22 protein-coding genes are annotated in these 23,415 nt (G+C 66.1%); 9 read left to right on the forward strand and 13 right to left on the reverse strand.

The window, feature by feature from the left end; all coding sequences use genetic code 11:
- Positions 1–3: 3 nt before the first annotated feature.
- The 3 genes from cyoE to ABE463_RS02785 all read left to right on the forward strand — a co-directional run bounded on the left by cyoE (position 4) and on the right by ABE463_RS02785 (position 3,149).
- Complete coding sequence (gene cyoE / locus ABE463_RS02775; RefSeq protein WP_121042261.1) at positions 4–894, forward strand: heme o synthase; 891 nt, start codon at positions 4–6, stop codon at positions 892–894.
- A gap of 72 nt (positions 895–966) precedes the next feature.
- Positions 967–1,791, forward strand: coding sequence for a calcium-binding protein (locus ABE463_RS02780; RefSeq protein WP_346467180.1), 825 nt, complete (start codon positions 967–969; stop codon positions 1,789–1,791).
- Positions 1,792–2,282: 491 nt separating this feature from the next.
- Positions 2,283–3,149, forward strand: coding sequence for a hypothetical protein (locus tag ABE463_RS02785; RefSeq protein ID WP_346467181.1), 867 nt, complete (start codon positions 2,283–2,285; stop codon positions 3,147–3,149).
- Between the two features lie 98 nt (positions 3,150–3,247).
- Here the strand turns inward: ABE463_RS02785 and ABE463_RS02790 are convergent, their stop codons facing one another.
- From ABE463_RS02790 to ABE463_RS02800, 3 genes are all read right to left on the reverse strand, one after another.
- Positions 3,248–4,228, reverse strand: coding sequence for a bile acid:sodium symporter family protein (locus ABE463_RS02790; RefSeq protein ID WP_152153742.1), 981 nt, complete (start codon positions 4,226–4,228; stop codon positions 3,248–3,250).
- A 100-nt stretch (positions 4,229–4,328) separates the two neighbouring features.
- Complete coding sequence (dnaG, locus tag ABE463_RS02795) at positions 4,329–6,059, reverse strand: DNA primase (RefSeq protein WP_346467182.1); 1,731 nt, start codon at positions 6,057–6,059, stop codon at positions 4,329–4,331.
- Between the two features lie 64 nt (positions 6,060–6,123).
- Positions 6,124–7,047 carry a YihY/virulence factor BrkB family protein gene (locus tag ABE463_RS02800; RefSeq protein WP_313212962.1) on the reverse strand — a complete coding sequence of 308 codons (924 nt, stop codon included), beginning with the start codon at positions 7,045–7,047 and terminating at the stop codon, positions 6,124–6,126.
- A 138-nt stretch (positions 7,048–7,185) separates the two neighbouring features.
- Between ABE463_RS02800 and ABE463_RS02805 the strand changes: the two genes are divergently transcribed.
- On the forward strand, positions 7,186–8,121 hold the full coding sequence (locus ABE463_RS02805; protein WP_259262099.1) for a hypothetical protein: 936 nt from the start codon (positions 7,186–7,188) through the stop codon (positions 8,119–8,121).
- A gap of 69 nt (positions 8,122–8,190) precedes the next feature.
- Here ABE463_RS02805 and ABE463_RS02810 read toward each other — a convergent pair whose 3' ends face one another.
- Positions 8,191–8,637: a GatB/YqeY domain-containing protein gene (locus tag ABE463_RS02810; protein WP_176990535.1), complete on the reverse strand. Its 447-nt coding sequence runs from the start codon at positions 8,635–8,637 to the stop codon at positions 8,191–8,193.
- 136 nt (positions 8,638–8,773) lie between these two features.
- Positions 8,774–8,989 carry a 30S ribosomal protein S21 gene (gene rpsU / locus ABE463_RS02815; protein ID WP_002808376.1) on the reverse strand — a complete coding sequence of 72 codons (216 nt, stop codon included), beginning with the start codon at positions 8,987–8,989 and terminating at the stop codon, positions 8,774–8,776.
- A 167-nt stretch (positions 8,990–9,156) separates the two neighbouring features.
- Between rpsU and tsaD the strand changes: the two genes are divergently transcribed.
- The gene (tsaD, locus tag ABE463_RS02820; protein WP_259262101.1) at positions 9,157–10,182 is read left to right on the forward strand and encodes a tRNA (adenosine(37)-N6)-threonylcarbamoyltransferase complex transferase subunit TsaD; all 1,026 of its coding nucleotides are present in this window, start codon (positions 9,157–9,159) and stop codon (positions 10,180–10,182) included.
- Positions 10,183–10,206: 24 nt separating this feature from the next.
- On the opposite strand, the gene ABE463_RS02825 is transcribed toward tsaD, so the two are convergent.
- Complete coding sequence (locus ABE463_RS02825) at positions 10,207–10,860, reverse strand: hypothetical protein (RefSeq protein ID WP_346467183.1); 654 nt, start codon at positions 10,858–10,860, stop codon at positions 10,207–10,209.
- Between the two features lie 393 nt (positions 10,861–11,253).
- Between ABE463_RS02825 and folB the strand changes: the two genes are divergently transcribed.
- From folB to ABE463_RS02845, 4 genes are all read left to right on the forward strand, one after another.
- The gene (gene folB, locus ABE463_RS02830) at positions 11,254–11,622 is read left to right on the forward strand and encodes a dihydroneopterin aldolase (RefSeq protein WP_123731362.1); all 369 of its coding nucleotides are present in this window, start codon (positions 11,254–11,256) and stop codon (positions 11,620–11,622) included.
- A 26-nt stretch (positions 11,623–11,648) separates the two neighbouring features.
- Entirely contained in the window at positions 11,649–12,923 is a 1,275-nt protein-coding gene (locus ABE463_RS02835) for a mechanosensitive ion channel domain-containing protein (RefSeq protein ID WP_346467184.1), read from the forward strand.
- Positions 12,924–13,060: 137 nt separating this feature from the next.
- The gene (locus ABE463_RS02840) at positions 13,061–15,235 is read left to right on the forward strand and encodes a glycoside hydrolase family 3 N-terminal domain-containing protein (protein ID WP_346467185.1); all 2,175 of its coding nucleotides are present in this window, start codon (positions 13,061–13,063) and stop codon (positions 15,233–15,235) included.
- Positions 15,236–15,353: 118 nt separating this feature from the next.
- A complete protein-coding gene (locus ABE463_RS02845) occupies positions 15,354–16,010 on the forward strand; it encodes a hypothetical protein (protein WP_346467186.1) in 657 nt (218 codons plus the stop codon).
- Positions 16,011–16,079: 69 nt separating this feature from the next.
- Here the strand turns inward: ABE463_RS02845 and ABE463_RS02850 are convergent, their stop codons facing one another.
- The 7 genes from ABE463_RS02850 to ABE463_RS02880 form a co-directional block, all read right to left on the reverse strand.
- A complete protein-coding gene (locus ABE463_RS02850) occupies positions 16,080–17,234 on the reverse strand; it encodes a PQQ-dependent sugar dehydrogenase (protein ID WP_346467187.1) in 1,155 nt (384 codons plus the stop codon).
- Between the two features lie 147 nt (positions 17,235–17,381).
- Positions 17,382–17,729 (reverse strand): hypothetical protein, encoded by a 348-nt coding sequence (locus ABE463_RS02855; RefSeq protein WP_152153756.1) that lies wholly within the window; start codon positions 17,727–17,729, stop codon positions 17,382–17,384.
- A 105-nt stretch (positions 17,730–17,834) separates the two neighbouring features.
- Complete coding sequence (locus ABE463_RS02860) at positions 17,835–19,136, reverse strand: amino acid permease (RefSeq protein ID WP_346467188.1); 1,302 nt, start codon at positions 19,134–19,136, stop codon at positions 17,835–17,837.
- On the reverse strand, positions 19,133–19,891 hold the full coding sequence (locus tag ABE463_RS02865) for a L,D-transpeptidase family protein (RefSeq protein WP_346467189.1): 759 nt from the start codon (positions 19,889–19,891) through the stop codon (positions 19,133–19,135). Before ABE463_RS02865 ends, ABE463_RS02860 begins: the two co-directional genes overlap by 4 nt.
- Before the next feature lie 18 nt (positions 19,892–19,909).
- On the reverse strand, positions 19,910–20,758 hold the full coding sequence (locus ABE463_RS02870; RefSeq protein ID WP_121042293.1) for a MurR/RpiR family transcriptional regulator: 849 nt from the start codon (positions 20,756–20,758) through the stop codon (positions 19,910–19,912).
- Positions 20,759–20,768: 10 nt separating this feature from the next.
- Positions 20,769–21,878, reverse strand: coding sequence for a dipeptide epimerase (locus tag ABE463_RS02875; RefSeq protein ID WP_123731355.1), 1,110 nt, complete (start codon positions 21,876–21,878; stop codon positions 20,769–20,771).
- On the reverse strand, positions 21,879–23,324 hold the full coding sequence (locus tag ABE463_RS02880; protein WP_346467190.1) for an SH3 domain-containing protein: 1,446 nt from the start codon (positions 23,322–23,324) through the stop codon (positions 21,879–21,881).
- Between the last annotated feature and the right edge of the window lie 91 nt (positions 23,325–23,415).

The raw sequence follows: 23,415 nt of genomic DNA on the forward strand, positions 1-23,415 counted from the left end.
GGCATGGCCAGTTACCGTCAGTACTGGGATCTGACCAAGCCCAAGGTCGTCGCCCTGATCGTGTTCACCGCGCTGGTGGGCATGTTCCTGGCCATCCCCGGCGTGCCGACCGCGCAGCAGGCGCTGGACGGCGCCCTCGGCTTCCTCGGCATCTGGCTGGCCGCTTCGGCCGCCGCCGCGATCAACCAGCTGCTGGACGCGCGCATCGATGCACAGATGGCGCGTACCTCGTGGCGCCCGCTGGTGGTGGGCAAGGTCAAGCCGTGGCAGGTGCTCGTCTTCGCCGGCCTGTTGATCGCGCTGTCGATGACGATCCTGGTGGTCTGGGTCAACGTGATCACCGCCGTGCTGACCTTCGCCTCGCTGATCGGGTACGCGGTGATCTACACCGTGTACCTCAAGCGCGCGACCTCGCAGAACATCGTCATCGGCGGCCTCGCCGGTGCTACCCCGCCGATGCTCGGCTGGGCCGCGATCACCGGCATGCAGGGCCCGTGGGACTGGGCCTACGCGTCGCTGCTGGTGCTGATCATCTTCATCTGGACCCCGCCGCACTTCTGGGCGCTGGCGATCTTCCGCCGCGAGGATTACGCCAAGGCGGAAATCCCGATGCTGCCGGTCACCCACGGCGTGGCGTACACCCGCAAGTCGATCATGGTCTATTCGATTGCCCTGGCCATCGTCAGCCTCCTGCCGGTCGTGGTCGGCATGAGCGGCATGTTCTACCTGGGCGGTGCGATCGTGCTCAACGCGGTCTTCCTCTGGTACGCCTGGCGCATGCTTAATCCGCCGGACGAACTGTTCTCGATGAAGATGTTCGGCTACTCCATCGTCTACCTGATGGCGCTGTTCGCCTTCCTGATGGTGGACCACTGGATGCTGCCGTTCCTGTGAGCTTCCTGCGCCGGCCTTGAAACCGGCCATAGCATCGCCATTGCTTTCATGACCCCAACAGGACGTGACGGTATGAAGCGATGGCTCTGGATGGCTGTAATGGTGGCTTCGATGGTGTGCGGCACAGCCGCTGCCGTGCCGGCAGGCAGTGTCGCTGACACCGCAACGCAGATAGTGACCTTGGCGGGCAACCACCGGCTGGTGATGCTGGGCGAATACCACGGCACCGCCGAGACACCGCTGCTGGTGACCGACCTGATGGAACGCTACAGCCGCGACAACGCACCGGTGCGGTTGGGCTTGGAACTGCCGATGAGCGAGAACGCCGCGCTGGCGCGTTACCTGCGCTCCAGCGGCGATGCTGATGCGCGGGCGGCACTGCGCACCTCGCCGTTCTGGCAGGTAAAGGACGACCAGCACGACGGGCGCCGCAGCCGGGACATGCTGGCGCTGATCGAGACGCTGCGCGTGCTGCGCCTGCAGGGGCGCGACGTAGGCGTGGCCGGCTATGACATTGAAATCAGTACGTACGACAGCGATATGGATCGCGACGCTGCGATGGCCACGCACTTGCGCCAGCAGTTCAACGCACTGCCGGCCGGGGCGCGGATGGTGGTGCTCACTGGTAACGTGCACGCGATGCGCCACCCCTTCGCGGACGCCCCGCCGGAGATGAAGCACCGCACCATGGCGTCGTACCTGCTGGACCTTCCGCTGTACAGCGTGCGTGTGGAAGCGCTGCGTGGGCAGTTCTGGGGCTGCATGAACCCCTGCCGCGCGCTCACGCTGCGTGAATTGCCGGCGCAGGATCCGGTCGTCGAAACGGATCCGGAACGGTCCTACGACGTGTGGGTGCATCTGCCGGCGCTGAGCGTGGGGACGCTGACGGACCCGTAGCGAGGCCGAATGCCGACGATGCGGTGCCCTGGTAGGGTCGCTTCCCAAACGACCGCACGCAGACACCACCAGCCCGGCAAGGCATGACCTTTACCGGAGTTCGGCTTTGTAAGCGCCGTTACGTTTGCGACCGCGCTTACCCTCCGCCAATCATCGATACCGGCGGGGCGCTTCTCCGCATCCTGCGACCGCGCCGCGCTGCATCCATGCGCGGTGTCATCTGGGAGACGACCTCCCGGCACTCCCCTCACATGGATGGCGCTTGAGGCACGGTCTCTTGTAAGGAACCCCCGCGTCGAGGGGGGGGGACAGATTGCACGACCTGCAACGATACACAGCGCTCACTTTCATCAGAAACAACCCCGTAGAAATGACGTCGCGAGACTTTGCTCGCTCAATCTCATGGTGCTCAAGTGACGTCCATAAGAGACATCGGGGTCGTAGCCGCTACGGCTACTGGCCTGCTCATCAGTGCAGAAGCATCTGCTGCGATGAAAACCCTGAGTCGTGCCAACTGTCTGTTGTCCGTCAATGAATCAATCACGTATGACAGGCCGCTTTTCAGGAGAATGCCGGGATCAGCAGCGAGCACACATCATGCGCAAGGTGTGACCTTCATGAATTCTTTGGCCGTGTCGTTGCTGATTGTCGCGTCGCTGTACAGTGCCCCGAGCTTCAGTGCCCAGAACGACGTGGATGCGGTAGGAAAGTGGTTGAATGAGCGAACCATGCGCGCCGCAATGGAAGACAGCAGCAATGGAGTGCGCCGCTCGTCGGAGCAGGGTACCTATCAGGTCATTCCCCTGTCTGAGTTGGATGCACCCGAAGAAGTCAAGCAACACTTCCGTGCCGAAATAGCGCTAAGTCGAGCCGGAGTGCGACGGGTTTCCAATGGCGAGATCCCATCGCAGGGCCAGCTGATCTCTTCGCTTCCGAGAACCGTACGTTCCAACGCAGAACTGCGTCGGCGATTGCCTTCGCCGCCATCCGATCTCCAACGCACAATTCTCGGTGCGGCGGAGCTGATCGGAATGGAGCCAAGCGGCGCACTGGATGGGCTCAAATCCACCGGTCTAACCCGTTTCTATCGCGTGAATGGCGTGGGTATCGTCGAGTTCAATGAACACAACGTTCGTGCCCCAGGCAGCAAAGTAGAGGTGATCGCAGAGTTTCAGAACATCCGCGTTAACGGTGTGCCTGCGCAGCTGGAACAAGTCTCGGATGATCTTGGGCGCAGCCGCGCAACGTTGGAATGGGCAGGGGAAAACAAGGCCTACTCGCTGATCGCTATCGGGGAAGGCGACGTGGAGCAAAAAGCCATCGTGTTGCAACAGATCGCCGCTGGTGTGAAAGATTGATACGACGGCGATAACAGCGCAACGCTTCCACGGGCTGTCCTCCGGTAGGGTCGCTCGACAGATGACTTGCGATATCGGCGGGCGTCTGTCGAGCGACCCTACCGCGGGGTGACCGGATCACGCGCATACCGCTGCGCGATCATCGCGCAGACGATCAACTGGATCTGGTGGTAGATCATGATCGGCAGCACGATCGCCCCGAGGCTGCCGCCGGCGAACAGCACCTTGGCGATCGGCACGCCGGTGGCCAGGCTCTTCTTGGAGCCGCAGAACAGGATGGTGATCTCGTCTTCGCGGTTGAAGCCCAGCCGGCGCGCGATGAAGCGGATCAGCGGCATCGCGATGCCGAGCAGCACCGCCGCCACCACCGCCACACTGAGCAGCGACAACAGCGGCGTCTTGCTCCACAGCCCTTCGCTGACCGCTTCGCCGAAGGCGGAGTAGACCACCAGCAGGATCGTGCCCTGGTCGGTATAGCGCAGCAGCGCGCGCTGCTTCTCGACCCAGCGGGCGATCCACGGGCGCAGCAGATGGCCGGCCACGAACGGCACCAGCAACTGCAGCATGATGCTGACGATGGCCTGGCCGGGGTTGTGCATGCCGCCTTCGGTGCCGGCCAGCAGGGCCAGCAGCAGCGGGGTCAGGAAGACGCCGAGGATGCTCGACAGCGAGGCGCTGCACACCGCCGCCGGGACATTGCCACGGGCGATCGAGGTGAACGCGATCGAGGACTGCACGGTGGACGGCAGCGCGCACAGGAACAGCACGCCGATGTACAGCTCGGGCGTGAGCAGCCAGCCATCCAGCGGTTTGAACATCAGGCCCAGCAGCGGGAACATCACGAACGTGCAGGCCAGGATGGTCAGGTGCAGGCGCCAGTGCAGCAGGCCGGCGACGATCGATTCACGCGGCAGGCGCGCGCCGTGCAGGAAGAACAGCGCGGCGATGGCGACGTCGGTGACATCGTCGAGCACCATCGCGGCGGCGCCGTGCATCGGCAGGAAGGACGCCAACAGCACGGTACAGAGCAGGGCGAGGGTGAAGTTGTCCGGTCGCAGGCGCGACCACCAGCGGGTCATGGTGGGCAGGTTCCTGTAGAGCAGGGAAGTAAGCGGGGGAACGAAGACGGCATCGCTGCAGCGGGGTTCGCGAGGTGGGATGCCACGGCGGCTCCGTTGGTCAGAAGCGGAGGGTGCTGCGCGCCTTGAGCAGTTCGCGCAGCTCGTACTTGTCAGTATCGTCCAGACCCTGCTGGCTCTGCTTTGCCTGAAGCTCGTCCAGACGTTGCATCAGCAGCTGTTTCTCCAGCTGGGCCACCGCGTCATGCAGCTCCTGGGTCCACATCGCTTCGTCGCCGGGCAGGGTCTGCGCGGCCAGCTTGTGCAGCGACTCCTGTTCCTCGCGGCCTTCGAAGTGCTCCAGCAGCGCGCCGGTACTGATGTCCGGGCGCTGCTCGACCAGGGTCAGCAGTTCGGTCAGCAGTTCGATGCCGGGCAGGCGCAGGCCGGTGAAGTGATGGCCGTCCAGGGTCATCGCCAGCGAGGGCTGCTGCAGCAGGATCGCGATGGCCGCGCGCACCAGGCTGCGGCGCTGGGCCGGTGCCACCGCGCGCTGCGGTTGGCGTGAGGGCTGCGCGGACGCACTGGGCTTGGCGCCCAGGCCGGTCAGCGTGGTCAGCTGCTGCTTCATCAGGTCGCCGAAGGCGCCATCGGGAATCTGCGCCAGCATCGGCTTGGCCCGTTCGGCCAGCCGCGCCTTGCCGTCGAGCGTGCCCATGTTGACCTCACGGGTGAGCTCGTCGAAGAAGAACTGCGACAGCGGCGTGGCCTGCTGCAGGCGGGCATCGAAGCCCTCGCGGCCTTCCTTGCGCACGATGGTGTCCGGGTCTTCGCCATCGGGCAGGAACAGGAAGAAGGCCTGGCGGCCGTCCTTCATGCGCGGCAGCACCGACTCCAGCGCACGCCAGCCGGCGCGGCGGCCGGCGGCATCGCCATCGAAGCAGAAGAACACGTCCGGCGCATTGCGGAACAACAGCTCGGCGTGGTCCGGCGTGGTCGCCGTGCCCAGTGTCGCCACCGCCTGGGTGACGCCGAACTGGAACAGCGAGACCACGTCCATGTAGCCCTCGACCACGATCAGCCGCTCGATCTTCTGGTTGGCCTGGCGCACCTGCCACAGGCCGTACAGCTCGCGGCCCTTGTGGAACAGCGCGGTCTCGGGTGAGTTGAGGTACTTCGGGCCGTCGTCTTTTTCCATGACCCGACCGCCGTAGGCGATCACGCGGCCACGGCGGTCGAAGATCGGGAACATGACCCGGTCGCGGAACTTGTCGTAGACGTGGCCGCGGTCGTTCTTGGAGAACAGGCCGGCGCGGTCGAGCAGCTTCATCCGCCGCTCGTCCTTGCCCAGGGCATCCTTCAGCGCGCTGTAGCCGTCCGGTGCGTAACCGATGGCGAAGCGCTCGCGGTTCTCTTCATCGACTCCGCGCTGGTCCAGGTAGGCGCGTGCCTTGTCGCTGCCCTTCAGCGCGGTCTGGAAGAAGCGCGTGGCCGCGTCCAGCGCCGAGTACAGATCGCGGCTGTCGTCCTGCTGCTGTGCGGTGCGCGGCTGGGTATCGCGCGGCACTTCCATGCCCACGCGCTTGGCCAGCTCATCGACCGCGTCGAGAAACTCGAGGCGGTCGTAATTAATCAGGAAGCTGATCGCCGTGCCATGCGCGCCGCAGCCGAAGCAGTGATAGAACTGCTTGGTCGGCGAGACCGTGAACGAGGCCGAGCGCTCGTCATGGAACGGGCAGCGCGCTGCGTATTCCTTGCCCTGGCGCTTCAGCGGCACGCGACTGCCCACCACCTCGACTATGTCGGAGCGGGCCAGCAGGTCGTCGATGAATGCGTCGGGGATACGGGCCATGGGCAGCAGGCGGGGGGCATGGCCGGTCACGGCCACGCACGGAAGCGGGGGTACCGCTAGTCTACTAGCTGCCGGCCGGTTCGCCCGGTTTCGGTGGCTCCACTCCAGCCTCGGCGAGGACGGCATGGGCGCGCAGGCGCTCATCGATCACCGAGGTCATCAGTGCACCGACGAAGAAGACCACGGTGGCGTAGTAGATCCACACCAGTGAGATCACCAGGGCGCCCATGGAGCCATACGCGCTGCCCGGTGCGACGGTGGCGATGTACAGGCCGATGCCATAGCGGCCCAGGGCGAACAGGGCCGAGGTGATCGCACCGCCGATGAAGGCCTGGCGCCATGCCACGCGGCGGTCGGGCAGGTAGTGGTAGAGGAAGGCGAAGCCCACGGTGTACAGGGCCAGGCTGGTCAGGTAGCCGATCGCCGGCAGTACCGAGGGCAGGTGCGCGAACACGACCTGCAGCATGGTGGTCGCGGTCATCGACAGAATCAGCAGGAACCCCAGCGCCAGCACTACGCCGAAGGAGAACACGCGCTTGCGCAACCAGGCCACGATGCCATCCAGGCGCTCGCCGCTGGTATTGAAGATCAGGTTCAGGGCGTTCTGCAGCTGGGCGAACACCGCCGTGGCACCAATGAACAGCAACAGGGTGCTCCACACGCCGGCCAGCGTGCCGATGTCGGGCTGGTTGTTGGCATTGCTGAGCACGGTCTCCGCCACCGAGGCGGCGCTGGTGCCGGCCACGTCATTGATCTGGCCCAGCAGCGCCTGCTGCGCCGGCGGGTACAGCGAGGCGGTCAGCCACAGCAGCAGCACCAGCAGCGGCGCCATCGAGAGCAGGGCGTAGAAGGCCAGCGCGGCGGCCTGGGTCATCACGTCCGCATCGATGAAGCGGCGCAGCAGCACGGCGGGGAAGCTCTGCTCCAGCCGCGCCATGTGTTTGCGGATCCTGGAGAGGGAATGGCTCGGCGGGTGCATGGACGGCATCAGGTCGGAAGCGAGGCCCCCGTTCTAGCAAATGGACGGATTGCACCGGGTGAAGTGATCCGATCAGGTCAAGATCTTGACGGATATCGCGCTATCCTTTTGCCCGGTTTTCCACCTTCACAGCAGAAAGGACGCTTCATGAAAGGAATGGTCTACACGACGATGGTGCTGTTGGCCGCTGCGGGCCCGGCGGCGGCTTCCGGGGCCTGCGACAAGGCTTTCAAGACGGTAGGGGATGCGCGCAACGGTGCGCTGTACATGGCCGATGTCACGGTGCCGGGCCTGAAGGTGCAGAGCGCACTGGACCAGCTGCGCAAGATCGGCGGCGATGACAAGTTCGAAGTCGCGGGGCAGCTGGTGGAGGGCGATACCGGCGACCAGTACCTGATCCAGCGCACAGGGCTGCGTGTCCCGTTGGTCCTGGTGGGCACCGCCGATCGCACCGGTCGCGTCACGCTGGCGACCAAGCTGGCCCGTGGTCAGTCGATCGAGCCGGCGGCGGCCAAGCAGTCGATGTGCGGGATGCTGGACAAACTCAAGGCGGGCAGCCAGGGCGACACGGTTGCCGCGGCCGGGCGCACCCAGTACCCGATGCCGGCCATCGAGGCAGTGGCGGCCCCGGATCTGTCCAAGCGGATGGGCAAGGAAGTGAAAGACACGATGGCGCTGTACCGCAGTGCCGGTGCCTTCAAGGATCTGATGCTGGGGACCAACACGAACAAGGAAGACAAGGGCGACCGTTCGGCCACCTTCCTGCCGCTGTACGCAACCTACGTGGGGCGGCGCTATCAGATCGATGGCCAGATCTATACGGTCAATCCGAGCACGTATTCGACCAAGCCCGGTGACATCGGCTCGATCAACTACCTGGTCACGCCGACCCGCGGCCTGCTGCGCGTCCGCCAGAACGACACGTACAACAACAACAACTACACCATCCGCTGCGAATTCGCGTCGGACCAGGCCGCCAACTTCACCATGCTGCGCGAGCGCGACTGGGCCAAGCTGGAAGGTGAGATCAGTTCGATCGAAGAAAGCTCGATGACGCTGCGCAACTGTCGCCAGGCCTCGTAACAACGGACCTGTTGAAACGGAAAAGGCCCGCGAGATGCGGGCCTTTTCACTGCGGCGTGGCGGCGCGATTCAGCCAGCCAGCTGCTGCTTGACCAGCTTGGACACCAGGCCCATGTCGGCCTGACCGGCCAGACGGGGCTTGAGCGCGCCCATCAGCTTGCCGATGTCGGCCGGGGTGGTCGCGCCGGTTTCGGCGATGGCGGCCTGGATGGCGGCCACGATCTCGGCCTCGCCCAGCTTGGCCGGCAGGTACTGGTCGATCACCACGATTTCCTCGCGCTCGATCACAGCCAGGTCTTCGCGGTTGGCGGCTTCGAACTGGGTGACCGAGTCCTTGCGCTGCTTGACCATCTTTTCCAGTACGGCGAGCACGGCGGCGTCGTCCAGCTCGATGCGCTCGTCGACTTCGCGCTGCTTGATCGCGGCGTTCATCAGGCGGATCACGCCCAGGCGGTGCTTCTCGCCGGCCTTCATGGCGGCCTTCATGTCATCGGTGAGCTGCTGCTTCAGGCTCATGGGAACACCTCGTGTCGGTGGAAAAGGAAAGCGGGGCGCCGAAGCGCTGGAACGCAAAAAGCCGGTAACGCTCGCGCGTTCCGGCTTCGGCTCCGTCACGACAGGCCAAGGCCTGCCGTATCGAAGTTGCGTCCGATCAGTACAGGCGCTGACGCTTGGTAACGTCGCGCGACGAACGGCGCAGCTGACGCTTCACAGCAGCGGCAGCCTTACGCTTACGCTCCTGGGTCGGCTTTTCATAGAACTCGCGCTTGCGGGTTTCGGCCAGCACGCCGGCCTTTTCGCAGGTGCGCTTGAAGCGACGGAGCGCAAACTCGAAGGGCTCGTTCTCGCGGACTTTAACGCTGGGCATGGAATCTCCGGGACACAGTAGAACCGGGTCACGCCCGGTGAGAGCCGCACATTATAGCGGCGAGAAAAGAAGTTGCAACCCACCCCGGCGAACTTCTTGGCCACGGGTGATGCGCAGACAGGCCAGCGTACGTCTGCCGGGGCCTGAAGAGGTCCATAATACCCGTTATGCGAGTCCTTGGTATCGAATCTTCCTGCGATGAGACCGGCGTGGCGGTGTATGACACCTCCCTGTCCGGGATCGACGCCCTGCGCGCCCACGCCGTCTACAGCCAGATCGCCCTCCACGCTGAATACGGCGGGGTGGTGCCCGAGCTGGCCAGCCGCGACCACGTGCGCAAGCTGCTGCCGCTGATCCGGCAGACCCTGGCCGAGGCCGACATGACCGTGGCCGACATCGACGGGGTGGCCTATACGGCCGGCCCCGGGCTGGTCGGTGCGCTGCTGGTGGGGGCGGGCGTGGCCCGTTCGCTGGCCTGGGCGCTGGAGGTGCCGGCGGTCGGTGTACATCATATGGAAGGCCACTTGCTGGCCCCACTGATGGAAGACGACCCGCCGCAGGCGCCGTTCGTGGCGCTGCTGGTGTCCGGTGGGCATACCCAGCTGGTCGCCGTGGACCGGATCGGCCAGTACCGCCTGCTCGGCGAGACCCTGGACGACGCCGCTGGCGAGGCCTTCGACAAGACCGCCAAGCTGATGGGCCTGCCGTACCCCGGTGGCCCGCAGCTGGCCGCCCTGGCCGAGCGCGGCACGCCGGGCCGGTTCAAATTCACCCGCCCGATGACGGACCGCCCCGGTCTGGATTTCAGCTTCTCCGGGTTGAAGACCCAGGTCCTGCTGGCCTGGCGCGACAGCGACCAGAGCGAGCAGACCCGCGCCGACATTGCCCGCGGCTTTGAAGATGCGGTGGTCGACACCTTGGCGATCAAGTGCGAGCGCGCGCTGGATGCGGCGGGCACCGATGTGATCGTGGTGGCCGGCGGGGTAGGGGCCAACAAGCGCCTGCGTGCCAAGCTGCAGCAGATGGCCGCCCGCCGCGGTGGCCGCGCCTGCTTCCCGCGCCCGGCGCTGTGCACCGACAACGGCGCGATGATCGCCTTCGCTGGCGCGCTGCGTCTGGAAGCTGGCCAGCACACTCCGCCCCAGGTGCAGGTGACGCCGCGCTGGGATATGGCGACGCTGCCGGCGGTGTGAGGTTGGCGGCTGGCCTGCAACACCTCAGACAGGCCTCCGCTTCAGCCACGATGTTACGGACTCATGGCGGGTCATCCACCGCTCGGTATGGGGGCAACGCATCTGGACGATTCGTCCAATCGTGGCCAGATCCAGCGCGAGATCGCGTGCGAAGATCGGCTCGTGATGCGCAATCCGGTTGCGCAACTGCCTTACCTGTTCCAGGTCGCCATGCAACTGCGCGCGCAGAAGGTATTCCGGCATGTCCGGATCCGCGCCTGGAAGGACGCGCCTTAGAGCCTTGGACCACAGCGTTCTGTCGAACCGTTGGGTAAACAGGTGCTGCCAGAACGCGAATCTCAACGATGCGATGACGGCTGCCGTTGACGTGTGGTTCGACGCCACGCGTCGCAGCTCTTCGCGTGCGTTGTAGCGCGCCGTGCCGCCGGGAAGACTGGCGCGGAATCCTTCCTGCCACGGCCAGAGTGCACCATGCTGCTGGGCTACCGCTTCAGCCACTGCATTGCGGGTGACTACTTCGCAGGTGTGGAGGGGCAGTAGAAATGCGCCGCTGACACGCATGTTCCATCGATACAGCTCGAATGGATGGGCGCGCAGTTGGGCGCGTGCGACGGCTCCTTCATACGTTGTCATGCGTGCTGCGGAGAACGAGCGGTGGATCAGGTGCTGATCGTGCACGACAGAGCTTTGCGGGGTCCACGGGCCTCCACCGTAGAGGGCAGCTCTGGCCTGCGGTATCAGGGAAGTCGCTCCGTCGTAACGGGTTTGATCTATCGAAAATACTTCTTGGATCAATGAGCTACCGAGTTCTAGGGGGCTGAGCACTACGTCGTAAATCCGGATTCAGACCGTTGACCCTATTCGGCAACACCGGTACCGTTGCCACGTGTGCCACCGGGATCAGCTGATGGGTCAGCCCATTTCCCCCGGGGACAGTGGTGGTAAGCAAAGGGTCCCGCGCGGGACCCTTTGTCTTTTCCGGCACCGGTGCGGACGGCCCCCTCACCCCGGTTCCCGGCACATTCCGGACAGCCCCGTTACCATGGTCGCCATCTTCCACGTGGCATGGCTATGGACAAGGTATTCATTGAAGGGCTCGAAATCGATGCCCTGATCGGGATCTACGACTGGGAACGGCGGATCCGCCAGACCCTGCGTTTCGATCTGGACATGGGCTTCGACAACCGCCGCCCGGCGGCCAGCGACGACATCGCCGATACCCTCAATTACAAAGCCGTCAGCAAGCGCATCGAGCAGTTCGTGCGTGACTCGGACTATGGCCTGGTCGAAACCCTGGCCGAGCGCATCGCCGAGATCGTGCTGCGTGAATTCAACGTGCAATGGCTGCGGCTCAAACTCAGCAAGCCCGGTGCGGTACGCGGCGCGCGCGCGGTCGGCGTGATCATCGAGCGCAGCGCGCAGGACCTGGCAACGCCCTGATACCCCAGATAGGAGAGCAATACACGATGTTGGATGCGGTAGCGGCAACCCGATGGCTGGACGGCCTGCAGAACACCCTCGAACCCTGGCCCTGGGCCTACACCCTGCTGGTGCTGGCAGCACTGGCCCTGGCCGCCTGGCTGGCCAACTTCGTCACCAAGAAGATCCTGCTGCGTGGCCTGCGCAAGCTGGTCAACCGGCTGCCTGGCCACAGCGCGGGCAATGAAGGTGGCAACAACCTGCGGGTGATCTCGCGGTTGTCCAACGTGGTGCCGAGCATGGTCATCGCCGCCGGCATCCGGATCGTGCCGGACCTGCCGCCGGAGCTGGTGGAGTTCGTGATCGGGGCGTGCCGGGCGTGGGCGGTGCTGACCGTGGCGCTGGCGGTCTCGCATGCGCTGGACGCCGCCAACGATCTGTACGAGCGCCGCCCGGATGCGCGCAACAAGCCGATCAAGGGCTACCTGCAGGTCGTGAAGATCATCGTCTTCGTGATCGCCGGCCTGTCGATCGTGGCGACCCTGCTGGGGGTGAAGCTCGGCCCGCTGGTCACCGGCCTCGGCGCGGCCACCGCGGTACTCATGCTGATCTTCCAGGACACCATCCTGTCGCTGGTGGCCAGCGTGCAGATCAGCGGCGATGGCCGGGTGCGGCTGGGCGACTGGATCGAAATGCCCAGCCAGAACGCCGATGGCGATGTGATCGATATCGCCCTGCACACCATTACCGTGCAGAACTTCGACAAGACCATCACCACCATCCCGACCAAGAAGCTGGTGACCGAGTCGTTCAAGAACTGGCGCGGCATGCAGGAAGCAGGCGGCCGCCGGATCAAGCGCGCGCTGTACCTGGACCAGCACAGTGTCGGCTTCGTCGATGCGCCGATGCTGGCCGAGCTGGAGCAGTTCGCGGTGTTGGGCGATTACCTGCGCGAGAAGCAGGCCGAACTGCAGCAGTACAACGCCGGGTTGCGGGCCAAGGGCATGGCGGCGGTCAACGCGCGCCGGGTCACCAACCTCGGTACGTTCCGCGCCTACGTGGAGCGCTATCTGAAGCAGCATCCGGGCATCCATACGGAGATGACCCTGCTGGTACGGCAGCTGCAACCGACCACCGAAGGCCTGCCGCTGGAGATCTACTGCTTCACCCGCAGCACCGCCTGGGGTGAGTACGAAGGCGTGCAGTCGGACGTGTTCGATCACCTGCTGGCGATCCTGCCGGCCTTTGGGCTGCGGGTGTTCCAGGCCTCCAGCGATGCGATGCTGATGGCTGGGCAGCAGCGGCTGGCGGCGGAAGAGTAAGCTCCTCTGCCCCTGTCGGCGTGCCGGCGGGGGTGGAGATCTTCCCGCGGGGAAGAAAAATGAACGCAAAAGTCATTCACAACCGCTTCGGGAACGCTAGAATCCCGGGCTTGTAAACGTTTTCATAAGGACAGCCGGTGGCCGCCGATCGTATCGAAACCCTCATTGCCCAGATGACCGTCGAAGAAAAAGTCGGCCAGTTGGGTGTGTTCGCCGACATGGTCCGCCCGTTCGCCCCGGACGTGAACCCGGAAGCCAATGTCCTCAACGCCGACCAGGTGCTGCAGCAGGTGCGCGAGGGCAAGGTGGGCTCGCTGTTCAACGGCGTCGGCGTGGAAGCCGGCCGCCGGATCCAGCAGGTCGCGCTGGAAGAAAGCCGCCTGAAGATCCCGGTGATCCTGGCTGCCGACGTGATCCACGGCATGCGCACCGTGTTCCCGATCCCGCTGGGCGAGGCCGCGAGCTTCGAGCCGGACCTGGCTGAGCGCACCGCACGTGCCACCGCGGTGGAAGCCACCGCCGCCGGTCTGCACTGGACCTATGCACCGGCCGTGGATATCGCCCGCGACCAGCGCTGGGGCCGGGGTGCCGAGGGTGCCGGTGAAGACGTGGTGCTGGGCTGTGCATTCGCCGCCGCCCGTGTGCGCGGCTTCCAGGGCCCGGACCTGCGCGCCGACGATGCGCTGCTGGCCACGCCGAAGCATTTCGCCGCCTACGGCGCGGTGATGGCCGGCATGGAATACAACATGGTCGACATCTCGCCGCAGACCCTGCGCGACGTCCACCTGCCGCCGTTCAAGGCCGCCTTCGACGCGGGCGCGTTGACCGTGATGTCCTCGTTCAACGACATCAACGGCGTGCCGGCCAGCGCCAACGCCGAGCTGCTGACCGACATCCTGCGCGGGGAGTGGAACTTCCCGGGCGTGGTGATCTCCGATTACACCGCCGACATGGAGCTGGTCGCGCACGGCTACGCCGCCGATGACCGCGACGCCACCGCCAAGGCCTTCACTGCCGGCCTGGACCTGAGCATGCAGAGCGGCTTCTATGCCGAGCACCTGCCGGGCCTGATCGAGAGTGGCGAAGTGCCGATGGCCACGCTGGACGAATCGGTGCGCCGCATCCTGCGTCTGAAGGACGCGATCGGTCTGTTCGACGACCCGTACCGCTCGCTGGATCTGGCACGCGAAGCGGACACTTCGCACATCGCCGCACATGATGAGCTCTCGCGCGATGCCGCGCGCCGCTCGATCGTGCTGCTCAAGAACGCCGAGTCGGTGCTGCCGTTGAAGAAGGCCGGCCAGAAGATCGCGCTGATCGGGCCGTTCGTGCAGGACCGCGAGAACATCGAAGGCTGCTGGACGCTGTTCGGCGACAAGTCGCGCTACGTCACGCTGGAAAGCGGCGTGCGCGCGGCGATCAGCGACGAATCGCTGCTGGAAATCGTGCCGGGCTGTGATCTGGAAGCGGCCGTGCAGGACGGTATCGAACAGGCCGTGGCCGCCGCGCTGCGTGCCGACGTGGTGGTGCTCGCCCTGGGCGAACCGCAGCGCTACAGCGGTGAAGCGCAGTCGCGCGTTGAGATCACGCTGCCGCCGGCGCAGCAGGCGCTGGCTGAAGCGGTCGCGATGACCGGCAAGCCGCTGGTGGTGCTGCTGCGCAATGGTCGCGCGCTGGCCCTGCAGGGCGCCGTGCGCAATGCGCACGCCGTGGCGATCACCTGGTACCTGGGCACCCAGACCGGGCACGCCGTGGCCGATGTGCTGTTCGGTGACTACAACCCGTCCGGGCGCCTGCCGGTCAGCTTCCCGCAGGTCTCCGGCCAGCAGCCGTACTTCTACAACCACGCGCGTACCGGTCGCCCGGAACTGCCGACCATGTCCGAGTTCAAGGCACGTTGGCGCGAGATTCCGAACGAGCCGGCGTACGCCTTCGGCCACGGCATCGGCTACACCACGTTCGCCTATGGCGTGCCGCAGCTGAGCAGCGCGCAGCTGGGCTGGGACGACACCCTGACCATCACCACCACGCTGACCAACACCGGTGCGGTGGCGGGAGAGGAAGTGGTGCAGCTGTACATCCACGACCGTGTGGCCAGCCGTGTGCGGCCGGTGCGCGAGCTGAAGGGCTTCGACAAGATCGCCCTGCAGCCGGGTGAGAGCACCGAGGTGCAGTTCACGCTGGACCGCCATGCGCTGGGCTTCACCGGCCGCGATGGCGTGTTCCGCGCCGAGCCGGGCCAGTTCGAGCTGTGGGTGTGCGCATCGTCGGCCAGCGGCGAGCCGGTGATCTTCGAGCTGCTGGCCGCCTGAGCCGGCCTCGCGTCACCCGGTAGTGCCGGCCGCTGGCCGGCGCCACCGTGAGCCATCATCGGCGGCTGACGTTTCGGCGGGTACGCTGGCTCCCTCGTGAAACCGATGGAGCCCCCCCATGCGCCTGACCCGTACCCCGTTGCTGTTGGCCCTGGCCAGCCCGTTGTGGCTGGCCGCCTGTAGTCCGTCGGCGCCGCCGCCGGCCGATACCGCCGCCGATCCCGCCCAAGGCCCGGCCACGGCCATTCCCGAAGGCCGGCCGACGCCAGGTGACAGCGTGCCGTCCTCGGGTCTCTCGCCGGATGCGGTCACTGCCGGCAGCCCCGCGCCGGATGCCGCTGTGCCTGCTTCGGGCGGTGCCACGACACCTGCTGCGGACGCCACCGCGACACCCGCCGCGCCGACCAGCGCTGGCACCCGCGATGTCCGTCAGCGCATCGACCAGGTCCTCGGCGATTCTGCCCAGTACGAAACGGTCTTCAATGCCTTCCAGAAAGCCGTCAATGGCGGCGATCGCGCCGCCGTGGTCGAGGAAGTCCGCTTCCCCTTGAACATCGCCAACGGCGCCAGGATCACCGGCCCCGGCGAGTTCCAGCGCAACTATGAGCGCATCCTGACCCCGGCCGTGCGCAAGGCCATCGCGGCGCAGAAATTCGACGACGTCATGGTCAACCAGCAGGGGGTGATGATCGGTGACGGCCAGGTCTGGCTCAACGGCACCTGCCTGGATCAGGCGTGCAGCCGCACCGAGGTCAAGGTCGTGACCATCCAGTAAGCCGGTGCAGCGCCGGAACGCGTGTGAGTCATGCAGGCTGCCGGCGATGCGCCGGCAGCCTGGCAAGGCTCAGGCCTTCGGCGTGAGCTTGAGCAGCTTGCCGTTGCTGCCGTCTTCCAGCAGCCAGATCGCGCCATCCGGACCCTGTTCGATCTCGCGGATGCGCTCACCCATGTCGAAGCGCTCGGCCTCGCGGGCGTTGTCGCCGTCGAAGGCCACGCGGACCAGCGCCTTGGACGACAGGCCGCCGATGAAGCCGCTACCCTTCCACGCCGGGAACTGCGTACCGTTGTAGATGATGAAACCGGCCGGGGAGATCACCGGGGTCCAGGTCACCTTGGGTGCAGCGAACTCCGGACGGGTGTCGTGGTCGGGGATGTCGCGGCCGTCGTAGTGGCTGCCGTTGGAGACGACCGGGTAGCCGTAGTTGGCACCGCGCTCGATCAGATTCAACTCGTCGCCGCCGGCCGGGCCCATTTCGTGCACCCACAGCTTGCCGCGCGCATCGAAGGCGATACCCAGCGCATTACGATGGCCCAGCGACCACACCTGCGCGGCCACGCCACCCTGCGAGGCGAACGGATTGTCGGCCGGTACGCTGCCGTCGTCGTTGAGGCGGATCAGCTTGCCGAGATTGCCGCTCATATCCTGGGCGGGGTCGAACTTCTGGCGCTCGCTGGAGGTGATCCACAGTTTGCCGTCCGGACCGAAGGCGAGACGGTGGCCGTAATGCCCCTTGCCGCTGACCTTCGGGGTCTGGCGCCAGATCACCTTGAGGTCTTCCAGCGTGCCGCTGCCATCGGCCGCCAGTGCCAGGCGCGCACGCGCCACCGCAGCACCGCGGGTATCGCCATCGCCTTCCTCGGCGTAGCTGAGATAGATCAGCTGGTTCGTCGCGAAGTCAGGATGCGGCAGCACATCGCCGAAGCCCCCCTGACCGCCGTAGGCGACCTCGGGCACGCCGGTGATGGTGGCGGTCTTGCGGGTCTGCACGTTGAAGTGCTTCAGCGCGCCTTTCTTCTCGGTGACCAGCAGGCTGCCGTCGGGAAGGAAGCTCATCGCCCACGGTTCGTCGAAGCGGGCGAATTCGGTGGCCGCGAACGGCCACTGCGCCTTCTTGAGCACGGGCGCGGTGGGGCTGGCCGTGTCTGCCGCGACGCAGGCGGTGGTGAACAGGGCGGGGGTGAGACTGATGGCGAGGGTGAGCAACAGCTTGCGGGTCATGGAAGTCTCCGTCGGGGAGGCGATGGCCAGCCCCTGTTGTACACCATGGCCATCAACGCCGCGTGGACCAAAGGTCCTGCAGACATGACAACGGCGACCCGAAGGCCGCCGTTGCCGTTTGCGCCGTTGCTCTGCGGGCAAGCGCGATCAGGTGCCGCGCGGCACGCCCTTGTCCAGGTGCGCCTGGCGCAGCGCGGTGGATTCATCCCAGCCGCGGCGCACGGCATTGCGGGCCTGTTCCCAGCTCAGCTTGCTCTGGCCGTGTTCCTGCGCCCAACGGGACTGCAGCTCCGCCTCCACTTCTTCATACGCGCGGATCATGTCGTCGGCACGGGTGCGATGACCGAGCTGATACGCGGGCTCGTAATCATCGAAGAACTGGTTGTTGTCGTAGTACGGTTCGCTTGGAAAGCGCTCACGCCAATAGTCCGATACGGCCTGGCGCGGGACACCGTCTTCCGGCACCCGGCCGGGAATCTGATAGTCAGTGCTCATGTGTTGGCTCCGGTTGGGTGAGGTTTCACCGTACCCAAAGCCGGGTTAACGTCATGGACCGGCGAGGTGAATGACACATCAAGCGCCATTCACCTGCGCATCTGCTCAGCCCTGGTGATCGCGGCGCGGGAACATGTAGATCACCGCACCCACGGCGAACGCGATGCCCGCCGCGGCGATGTTCTGCCAGCTCGCACTGGCGAACAGGGCCAGGCACAGCACCAGCGCGAGGATCGGAATCAACGGGCCACCCGGCAGCTTCAGTGCACCCGGGCGATCACGGAAACGCCGCGCCAGCACCAGCACCGCGGCGGCCGTGCCGATGTAGGCGAACAGGCGCGTGGTCATCGACAACAGCGCCAGTTGCACGAACGAACCGGACAAGGCCAGCGCCAGCGCGATCAGGCCCTGCGCGATGATCGCCGCCGCCGGTGTGCGCAAGCGCGGGTGCACCTGGGCCAGGATCTTCGGCCCGTAGCCATCGCGCGCCAAGGCGAACAGGAAGCGCGGGCCCATCATCATCGTGTTGCTGTTGGTGCCGAGGATGGAGATCGTCGCGCCCACCGTCAGGATCAAGGCGAGCGTGAGTCCACCGAAGCCGGCGGCGGCATCGGCCAGCGGCGTCGGCGAGCTGGCCAACCCGGCCAGCGTGCCCTGCGCGATGAACTGCACCGCGCCGTAGATCACGGTGACGGTGATGATCATGGTGATCAACGCGAACGGAATATCGCGGCGCGGGTTCTTGTACTCGCCGGCGGCGGCCGGAATGTTCTCGAAGCCGGCGTAGGCATACAGCAGCAGCAGCGCGGCTTCGCCCATGCGCTGCAGATCGTGCGGGTCCGGGCGCACGCCGGAGAAGGCCAGATCGGTATCGACGTAGAACACGCCGATGGCCACGAACAACAGCAGCGGCAACAGCTTGCCGATCACCAGGATGACCCCGGTGCGTGCCGCCGAGCGCACGCCGGCCACGTTCACCGCGGTGAGGAAACCGAGCGAGACGACGATGATCGCGACGCGGCCGATGTCATGCCCGGCCCACGGCCAGAAGCGTGCCACCGCATCGGCCAGTGCATTGCTGAGCGCGGCAGCGGAGCTGATGCGGGTCAGCCAGATCATCCAGCCGATCTCGAACCCGGCAAACCGACCGAACGCCTCACGCGCATACAGATAGCTGCCACCGGGCTCGTCGAAGTAGCTGGCCGCCTGCGCGTAACAGAGCACCAGCAGCGCGACCACGATGCCGGCGGCGACCACGCCCCACAGGCTGAAGGGGCCGAGCAGGGCAACGGTGGCGGCCGGCAGCAGGTAGATGCCGCTGCCGATCACATCGTTGATGGAGAGGCCGACGATCTGCCAGCGGCTGACCGCGCGTTCGAGCTGCGGATCCGGCGGTGCGGTACTCAATGCACGCTCCCCGCCAGCACGGGCAGTTGCCACTCGGCCTGCAGGCGCTGGTACTCCGCACGCGGCAGCAGCACGAAGCGCGGCCGCGCGCTGGCATTCAACCAGGCCAGCAGCGTGGTCATCCGTGCGGGGTCCATCGCGGTGCAGCCGGCGGTGGCCTCACCGGGCGCGCGCCACAGGTGGGCAAAGATGCAGCTGCCACGGCCGGGCGTCGCTTTCGGGTTGTGATCGATCACGAAGCCTTCGCGATAGCGCACGTCGCCCTTGTTGTGCAGGTCCAGCCGCATCGGCTCGGTCGAGCCCTCCACGGCCTCGGCGCCGACCACCTCCGCATCGACGATGCGGTTGTAGTACGGCGAATCCGGTACATCCATGCAGTAGCTGGTATCGCGCATCGGCTGGTAGGGCAGGCCGCTGGTGACGCCGGGCGCATACCCGAACGCCGGGCCGATCGCGAAGATGCCGGCCGGGCTGCGGCCGTCGCCTTCCTGCTTCTGCGGGGCTGCGGACTGGGCCGGGTGCAATCCTTCGCCCCAAGCGCTGCCGCTGCGGCCCACGGCCACATCGAAGGCGGCGCCATGTGGCTGCCAGCCCGTGTCGATGCGCTCGAAAGCCTGCAGCCTGCCCTGGGTGGCCTCCCAGCCTTCGGTGGTGACCACGACCAGCTGCGTGCTGCCGTCCAGTGGGGTGGCCAAGAGGGGCGCGCTGACGACCAGCAACACGGCGGCGGTGACGGAACGGAACAGCGACATCATCGTGGCGGACTCCAGGGATCAGCTGTCGATCAGGTGTTCGATCCGTTCCAGGTTCACCCCGAGCTGGCGGTGGCGGTCCGGGTTGGCGTGGCACAGCAGGACGAAGACAACATCCAGCAGGGACTGCAATGAGGAACGGTACAGCAGTTGCGCCACGTGCGGCGCCGGGTCGTGGGCGCACAGCACCAGGCTGGCATCGGCATGCGCGCGCAGCGGGTTGGCGCTGTGGCGGGTGATCGAGACCACCTTGCCGCCCATGTCCTGGAACTGGCGCGACAGCTGGAACAACTGCGGCAGCTTGCCGAACTCGGAGAACACCAGCATCGCATCCCCGGGCCGCGCGGCCGAGAGGTTGGCCATCATCAGGATCGGGTCGGCGTGGTGCACGGTGAGCATGCCGAGCAGCGACAGCCGCATGGCGAACTCACGCGCGTACAGGCCGTCATCGCCCAGACCGTAGACGAACACCTTGGGTGCCCCGTCGATCAGCTGCACGATGGCTTCGATGTCGGCCTGTGGATTGGCCAGCCAGGTTTCTTCTTCGGCGGCGGCTTTGCTTGCGCGCAGCCGCTCGGCGATCTGGGTGAAGCCGTCGGCCGCCTCCGGCGCGGGTGGTCGGCTGTGCGGGTCATTGCCGGCGCGCGCGACGGCCTCGCCGATGGAGTACTTGAGATCGGGGTAGCCCTTGAAGCCGAGCTTCTGGCTGAACTTGACCACGCTGGACTGGCTGATCCCCAATGCACTGGCCAACTGCTGGGAGGAGTAATCGCGCAGGAGGTGGGCGTTGTCGAGGATGAAGTCGGCGATGCGACGTTCGATCGCCGACATGTGGTCACGCTCGGAGCGGATTTTCACCAGGGGCGGCATGGGCACGGGGTCAGGACCACCGCCGCGGCGTGATCATTTCCAGCCCACGCACCTCGGTGATGCCCAGCCCGGGCGCATCGCTGATGGTGATCTCCGATTCGTTGAAGTTGACCCCACCGGTGACCGGGTTGAACTGGCCCAGTGATGGCCCGTCCAGATCCACCTTGGTGATGATGTCGCTCTTGGCGACGGCCAGGTGCACGGCGGCGGCCACCGAGATGCTCGATTCGATCATGCAGCCGATCATGCACGGCACGCCGTAGATCGCGGCGATGTCGGCGATGCGGATCGCGTTGGACAACCCGCCGGTCTTCATCAGCTTGATGTTGATGATGTCGGCGGCGCGCTGCTGGATCAGGTCGAATACCTGGCCGGGGTTGAACACGCTTTCATCGGCCATCACCGGGGTGTTGACCCGGTCGGTGACGTACTTCAGGCCACTGATGTCGGCGGCCTTGACCGGCTGCTCCAGCAGCTCCAGCACCACGCCGGCTTCTTCCAGCGCACGCATCGCGTGCACGGCCTGCTTGGCGGTCCAGCCCTGGTTGGCATCCAGGCGCAGCAGGGCGCGACCCTGCACCGCGGCGTGGATCGCCTTGACGCGCTCGATGTCCAGGCCGATGTCCTTGCCGACCTTGATCTTCAGCGACTCGAAGCCGCGTTCGATCGCCGAGAGCGAGTCGGCCACCATCTTGTCGATGTAGTCCACGCTGATGGTGATGTCGGTGGTGATCACCGGGTCGCCACCGCCGAGCATGCGGTACAGCGGTGCGTTGTGCAGCTGCGCCCACAGATCGTAGACCGCGATCTCCACCGCCGCCTTGGCGCTGGTGTTGCGTTCCATCGAGGTCTGGATCAGGCCGCAGAGCCGGTTGAGGTTGGCCACGTCCTCGCCGATCAGGCGCGGTTTGATGAAGCTGTCGATGGCCTCGATGATCGAGCCGTGGGTATCGCCGGTGATCACCGCCGTGGCCGGCGCCTCACCGTAGCCGGTGTGGCCGCTGTCGGTGCGGACCAGCACCACCACGTCTTCAACGGTGTCCACGGTGCGCAGCGCGGTCTTGAACGGAGTTTTCAGCGGCACGCGCAGCATGCCGAGTTCGATGTCGGTGATCTTCATTCAGGGGGTCTGTGGCCGAAGGCGCTGGATGTTGGTGATGCGGTCGATGTAGCTCACGGTATCGCTGGCCATCATCGGCTCCAGCGGAGTGACCGACACGCCGTTGAGATGGGCCTGCACGCGCTTGCCGTCCGCACCGATCCAGCCGCCGCCGGCGGTGTCATGGATCAGCCAGGTACGGCCGTCGATGTGGCCGATCGCCATCATCACGTGGCCGGGGATGTAGACCAGATCGCCGACCTGCAGTGCTTTTACCGCGGCGTCGCGCGTGGGCTTGCCGTCTTTCGCGGTGAAGGCGATGCGGTCCAGCGCGGGGCTGATCGCCTGCGCGCTGGTGTTGCGTGGCATCAGCACGCCGACGCTGCGGTAGATTTCCGAGACGAAGCCGCTGCAGTCGCGGGTGTCGTAATCGTGGCCCCAGCCGTAGCGTTCGCCGAGGAACTTGAAGGCCTGGGTCAGCAGTGTGCGCGGGGTCAGCGGCAGGTAGTCGTCCGCGGTGTCCTGCGAGCGCGGCAGCAGCGCCGGGATCAGTGCCAGACGGCCCTCGGCATCGCGCACCGGCAGCCGCACCACATGCGCCGCGTGGGCCTGTTGGCCATTGACGGTCTTCTCCAGCGGCCAGTCGGCGATCACCGGCAGGCGCACGCCCATGTCCAGTTGAAGCCGCGACACGCGCGGTTCCTCGGGGGTGTAGGCGGTGAACGCCGTGGCGCCGGTGACCACGCGGTAAGGACCGCGTTGACCGTAGCCGAGCACGGTGTCCGCGTTACCGATACCCACGAAGCGCTTCTCGATCCACGCCGAGTAACGTTCGCTGGTGATGAACAGCCAGCGCCCGTCGGCGCTTTCATGCAGCACCGCCACCGCGTCGCCGGGGAACAGCGCCGACTCCTGGAAGCGATCGATGTCGGTGTCGCCCTGACTGCTGAAGACCCGCAGCGTGGTCGGGAACGCCCGCAGCGCGGCACGATGGGTGACCAGGCCGTACTGCAGGGGGCGCTGCGCCGGTATCGCGTCCAGCGCGAGATTGGCCAGCGTCTCCCTGCGCTGCCCGTCGCTGATGGGCTTGCCATCCTGGCCATACAGCGTGCGCTCCGGCCACGTGGACAGCGACTGGATGCTGCCCAGCACTTGAGCACGGGGCAGCTGCGCCGGCAGCGTACGGAGATCGTGGATCGAGCCGTCTTCGGCACGCATGCGGGCGTTCTGCGCGGCGATAGCCGCGCGATCGAGGATCACGCGGTCCGGATCGGGCAGGCGATCGGCCCAGAAGCCGGGCGCGAGATACGCCTCGCGCAGGGCGATGACCCCGCCGAAATCGGCGGTGGGCGCAGCACGCGGCGCCTCGGCCCATGCCGGCGCCAGCGTCGTCGCAAGGACCGCCGCCAGTAAAGTGCGCGACAACCAGCGGGACCGCACGGGGCGGTGGGGGGAAGCCAGGATCATCACGCGGTCACCCTCCTCGGAAGCATCAGGAATATTTATTCCTTTTTTCGGCGAAAGCAAGAATAAATTATTGACCGGCTATCAGGCCCGT

This window comes from Stenotrophomonas sp. TWI819, from assembly GCF_039673075.1.
Taxonomy (GTDB): Bacteria; Pseudomonadota; Gammaproteobacteria; order Xanthomonadales; family Xanthomonadaceae; genus Stenotrophomonas; species Stenotrophomonas rhizophila_B.

Coding starts and splice junctions, on each gene's coding strand:
- cyoE (WP_121042261.1), top strand. CDS start 4: ATGGCCAGTTACCGTCAGTACTGGGATCTGACCAAGCCCAAGGTCGTC.
- ABE463_RS02780 (WP_346467180.1), top strand. CDS start 967: ATGAAGCGATGGCTCTGGATGGCTGTAATGGTGGCTTCGATGGTGTGC.
- ABE463_RS02785 (WP_346467181.1), top strand. CDS start 2,283: ATGAAAACCCTGAGTCGTGCCAACTGTCTGTTGTCCGTCAATGAATCA.
- ABE463_RS02790 (WP_152153742.1), bottom strand. CDS start 4,228: ATGACCCGCTGGTGGTCGCGCCTGCGACCGGACAACTTCACCCTCGCC.
- dnaG (WP_346467182.1), bottom strand. CDS start 6,059: ATGGCCCGTATCCCCGACGCATTCATCGACGACCTGCTGGCCCGCTCC.
- ABE463_RS02800 (WP_313212962.1), bottom strand. CDS start 7,047: ATGCCGTCCATGCACCCGCCGAGCCATTCCCTCTCCAGGATCCGCAAA.
- ABE463_RS02805 (WP_259262099.1), top strand. CDS start 7,186: ATGAAAGGAATGGTCTACACGACGATGGTGCTGTTGGCCGCTGCGGGC.
- ABE463_RS02810 (WP_176990535.1), bottom strand. CDS start 8,637: ATGAGCCTGAAGCAGCAGCTCACCGATGACATGAAGGCCGCCATGAAG.
- rpsU (WP_002808376.1), bottom strand. CDS start 8,989: ATGCCCAGCGTTAAAGTCCGCGAGAACGAGCCCTTCGAGTTTGCGCTC.
- tsaD (WP_259262101.1), top strand. CDS start 9,157: ATGCGAGTCCTTGGTATCGAATCTTCCTGCGATGAGACCGGCGTGGCG.
- folB (WP_123731362.1), top strand. CDS start 11,254: ATGGACAAGGTATTCATTGAAGGGCTCGAAATCGATGCCCTGATCGGG.
- ABE463_RS02835 (WP_346467184.1), top strand. CDS start 11,649: ATGTTGGATGCGGTAGCGGCAACCCGATGGCTGGACGGCCTGCAGAAC.
- ABE463_RS02845 (WP_346467186.1), top strand. CDS start 15,354: ATGCGCCTGACCCGTACCCCGTTGCTGTTGGCCCTGGCCAGCCCGTTG.
- ABE463_RS02850 (WP_346467187.1), bottom strand. CDS start 17,234: ATGACCCGCAAGCTGTTGCTCACCCTCGCCATCAGTCTCACCCCCGCC.
- ABE463_RS02855 (WP_152153756.1), bottom strand. CDS start 17,729: ATGAGCACTGACTATCAGATTCCCGGCCGGGTGCCGGAAGACGGTGTC.
- ABE463_RS02865 (WP_346467189.1), bottom strand. CDS start 19,891: ATGATGTCGCTGTTCCGTTCCGTCACCGCCGCCGTGTTGCTGGTCGTC.
- ABE463_RS02870 (WP_121042293.1), bottom strand. CDS start 20,758: ATGCCGCCCCTGGTGAAAATCCGCTCCGAGCGTGACCACATGTCGGCG.
- ABE463_RS02875 (WP_123731355.1), bottom strand. CDS start 21,878: ATGAAGATCACCGACATCGAACTCGGCATGCTGCGCGTGCCGCTGAAA.
- ABE463_RS02880 (WP_346467190.1), bottom strand. CDS start 23,324: ATGATCCTGGCTTCCCCCCACCGCCCCGTGCGGTCCCGCTGGTTGTCG.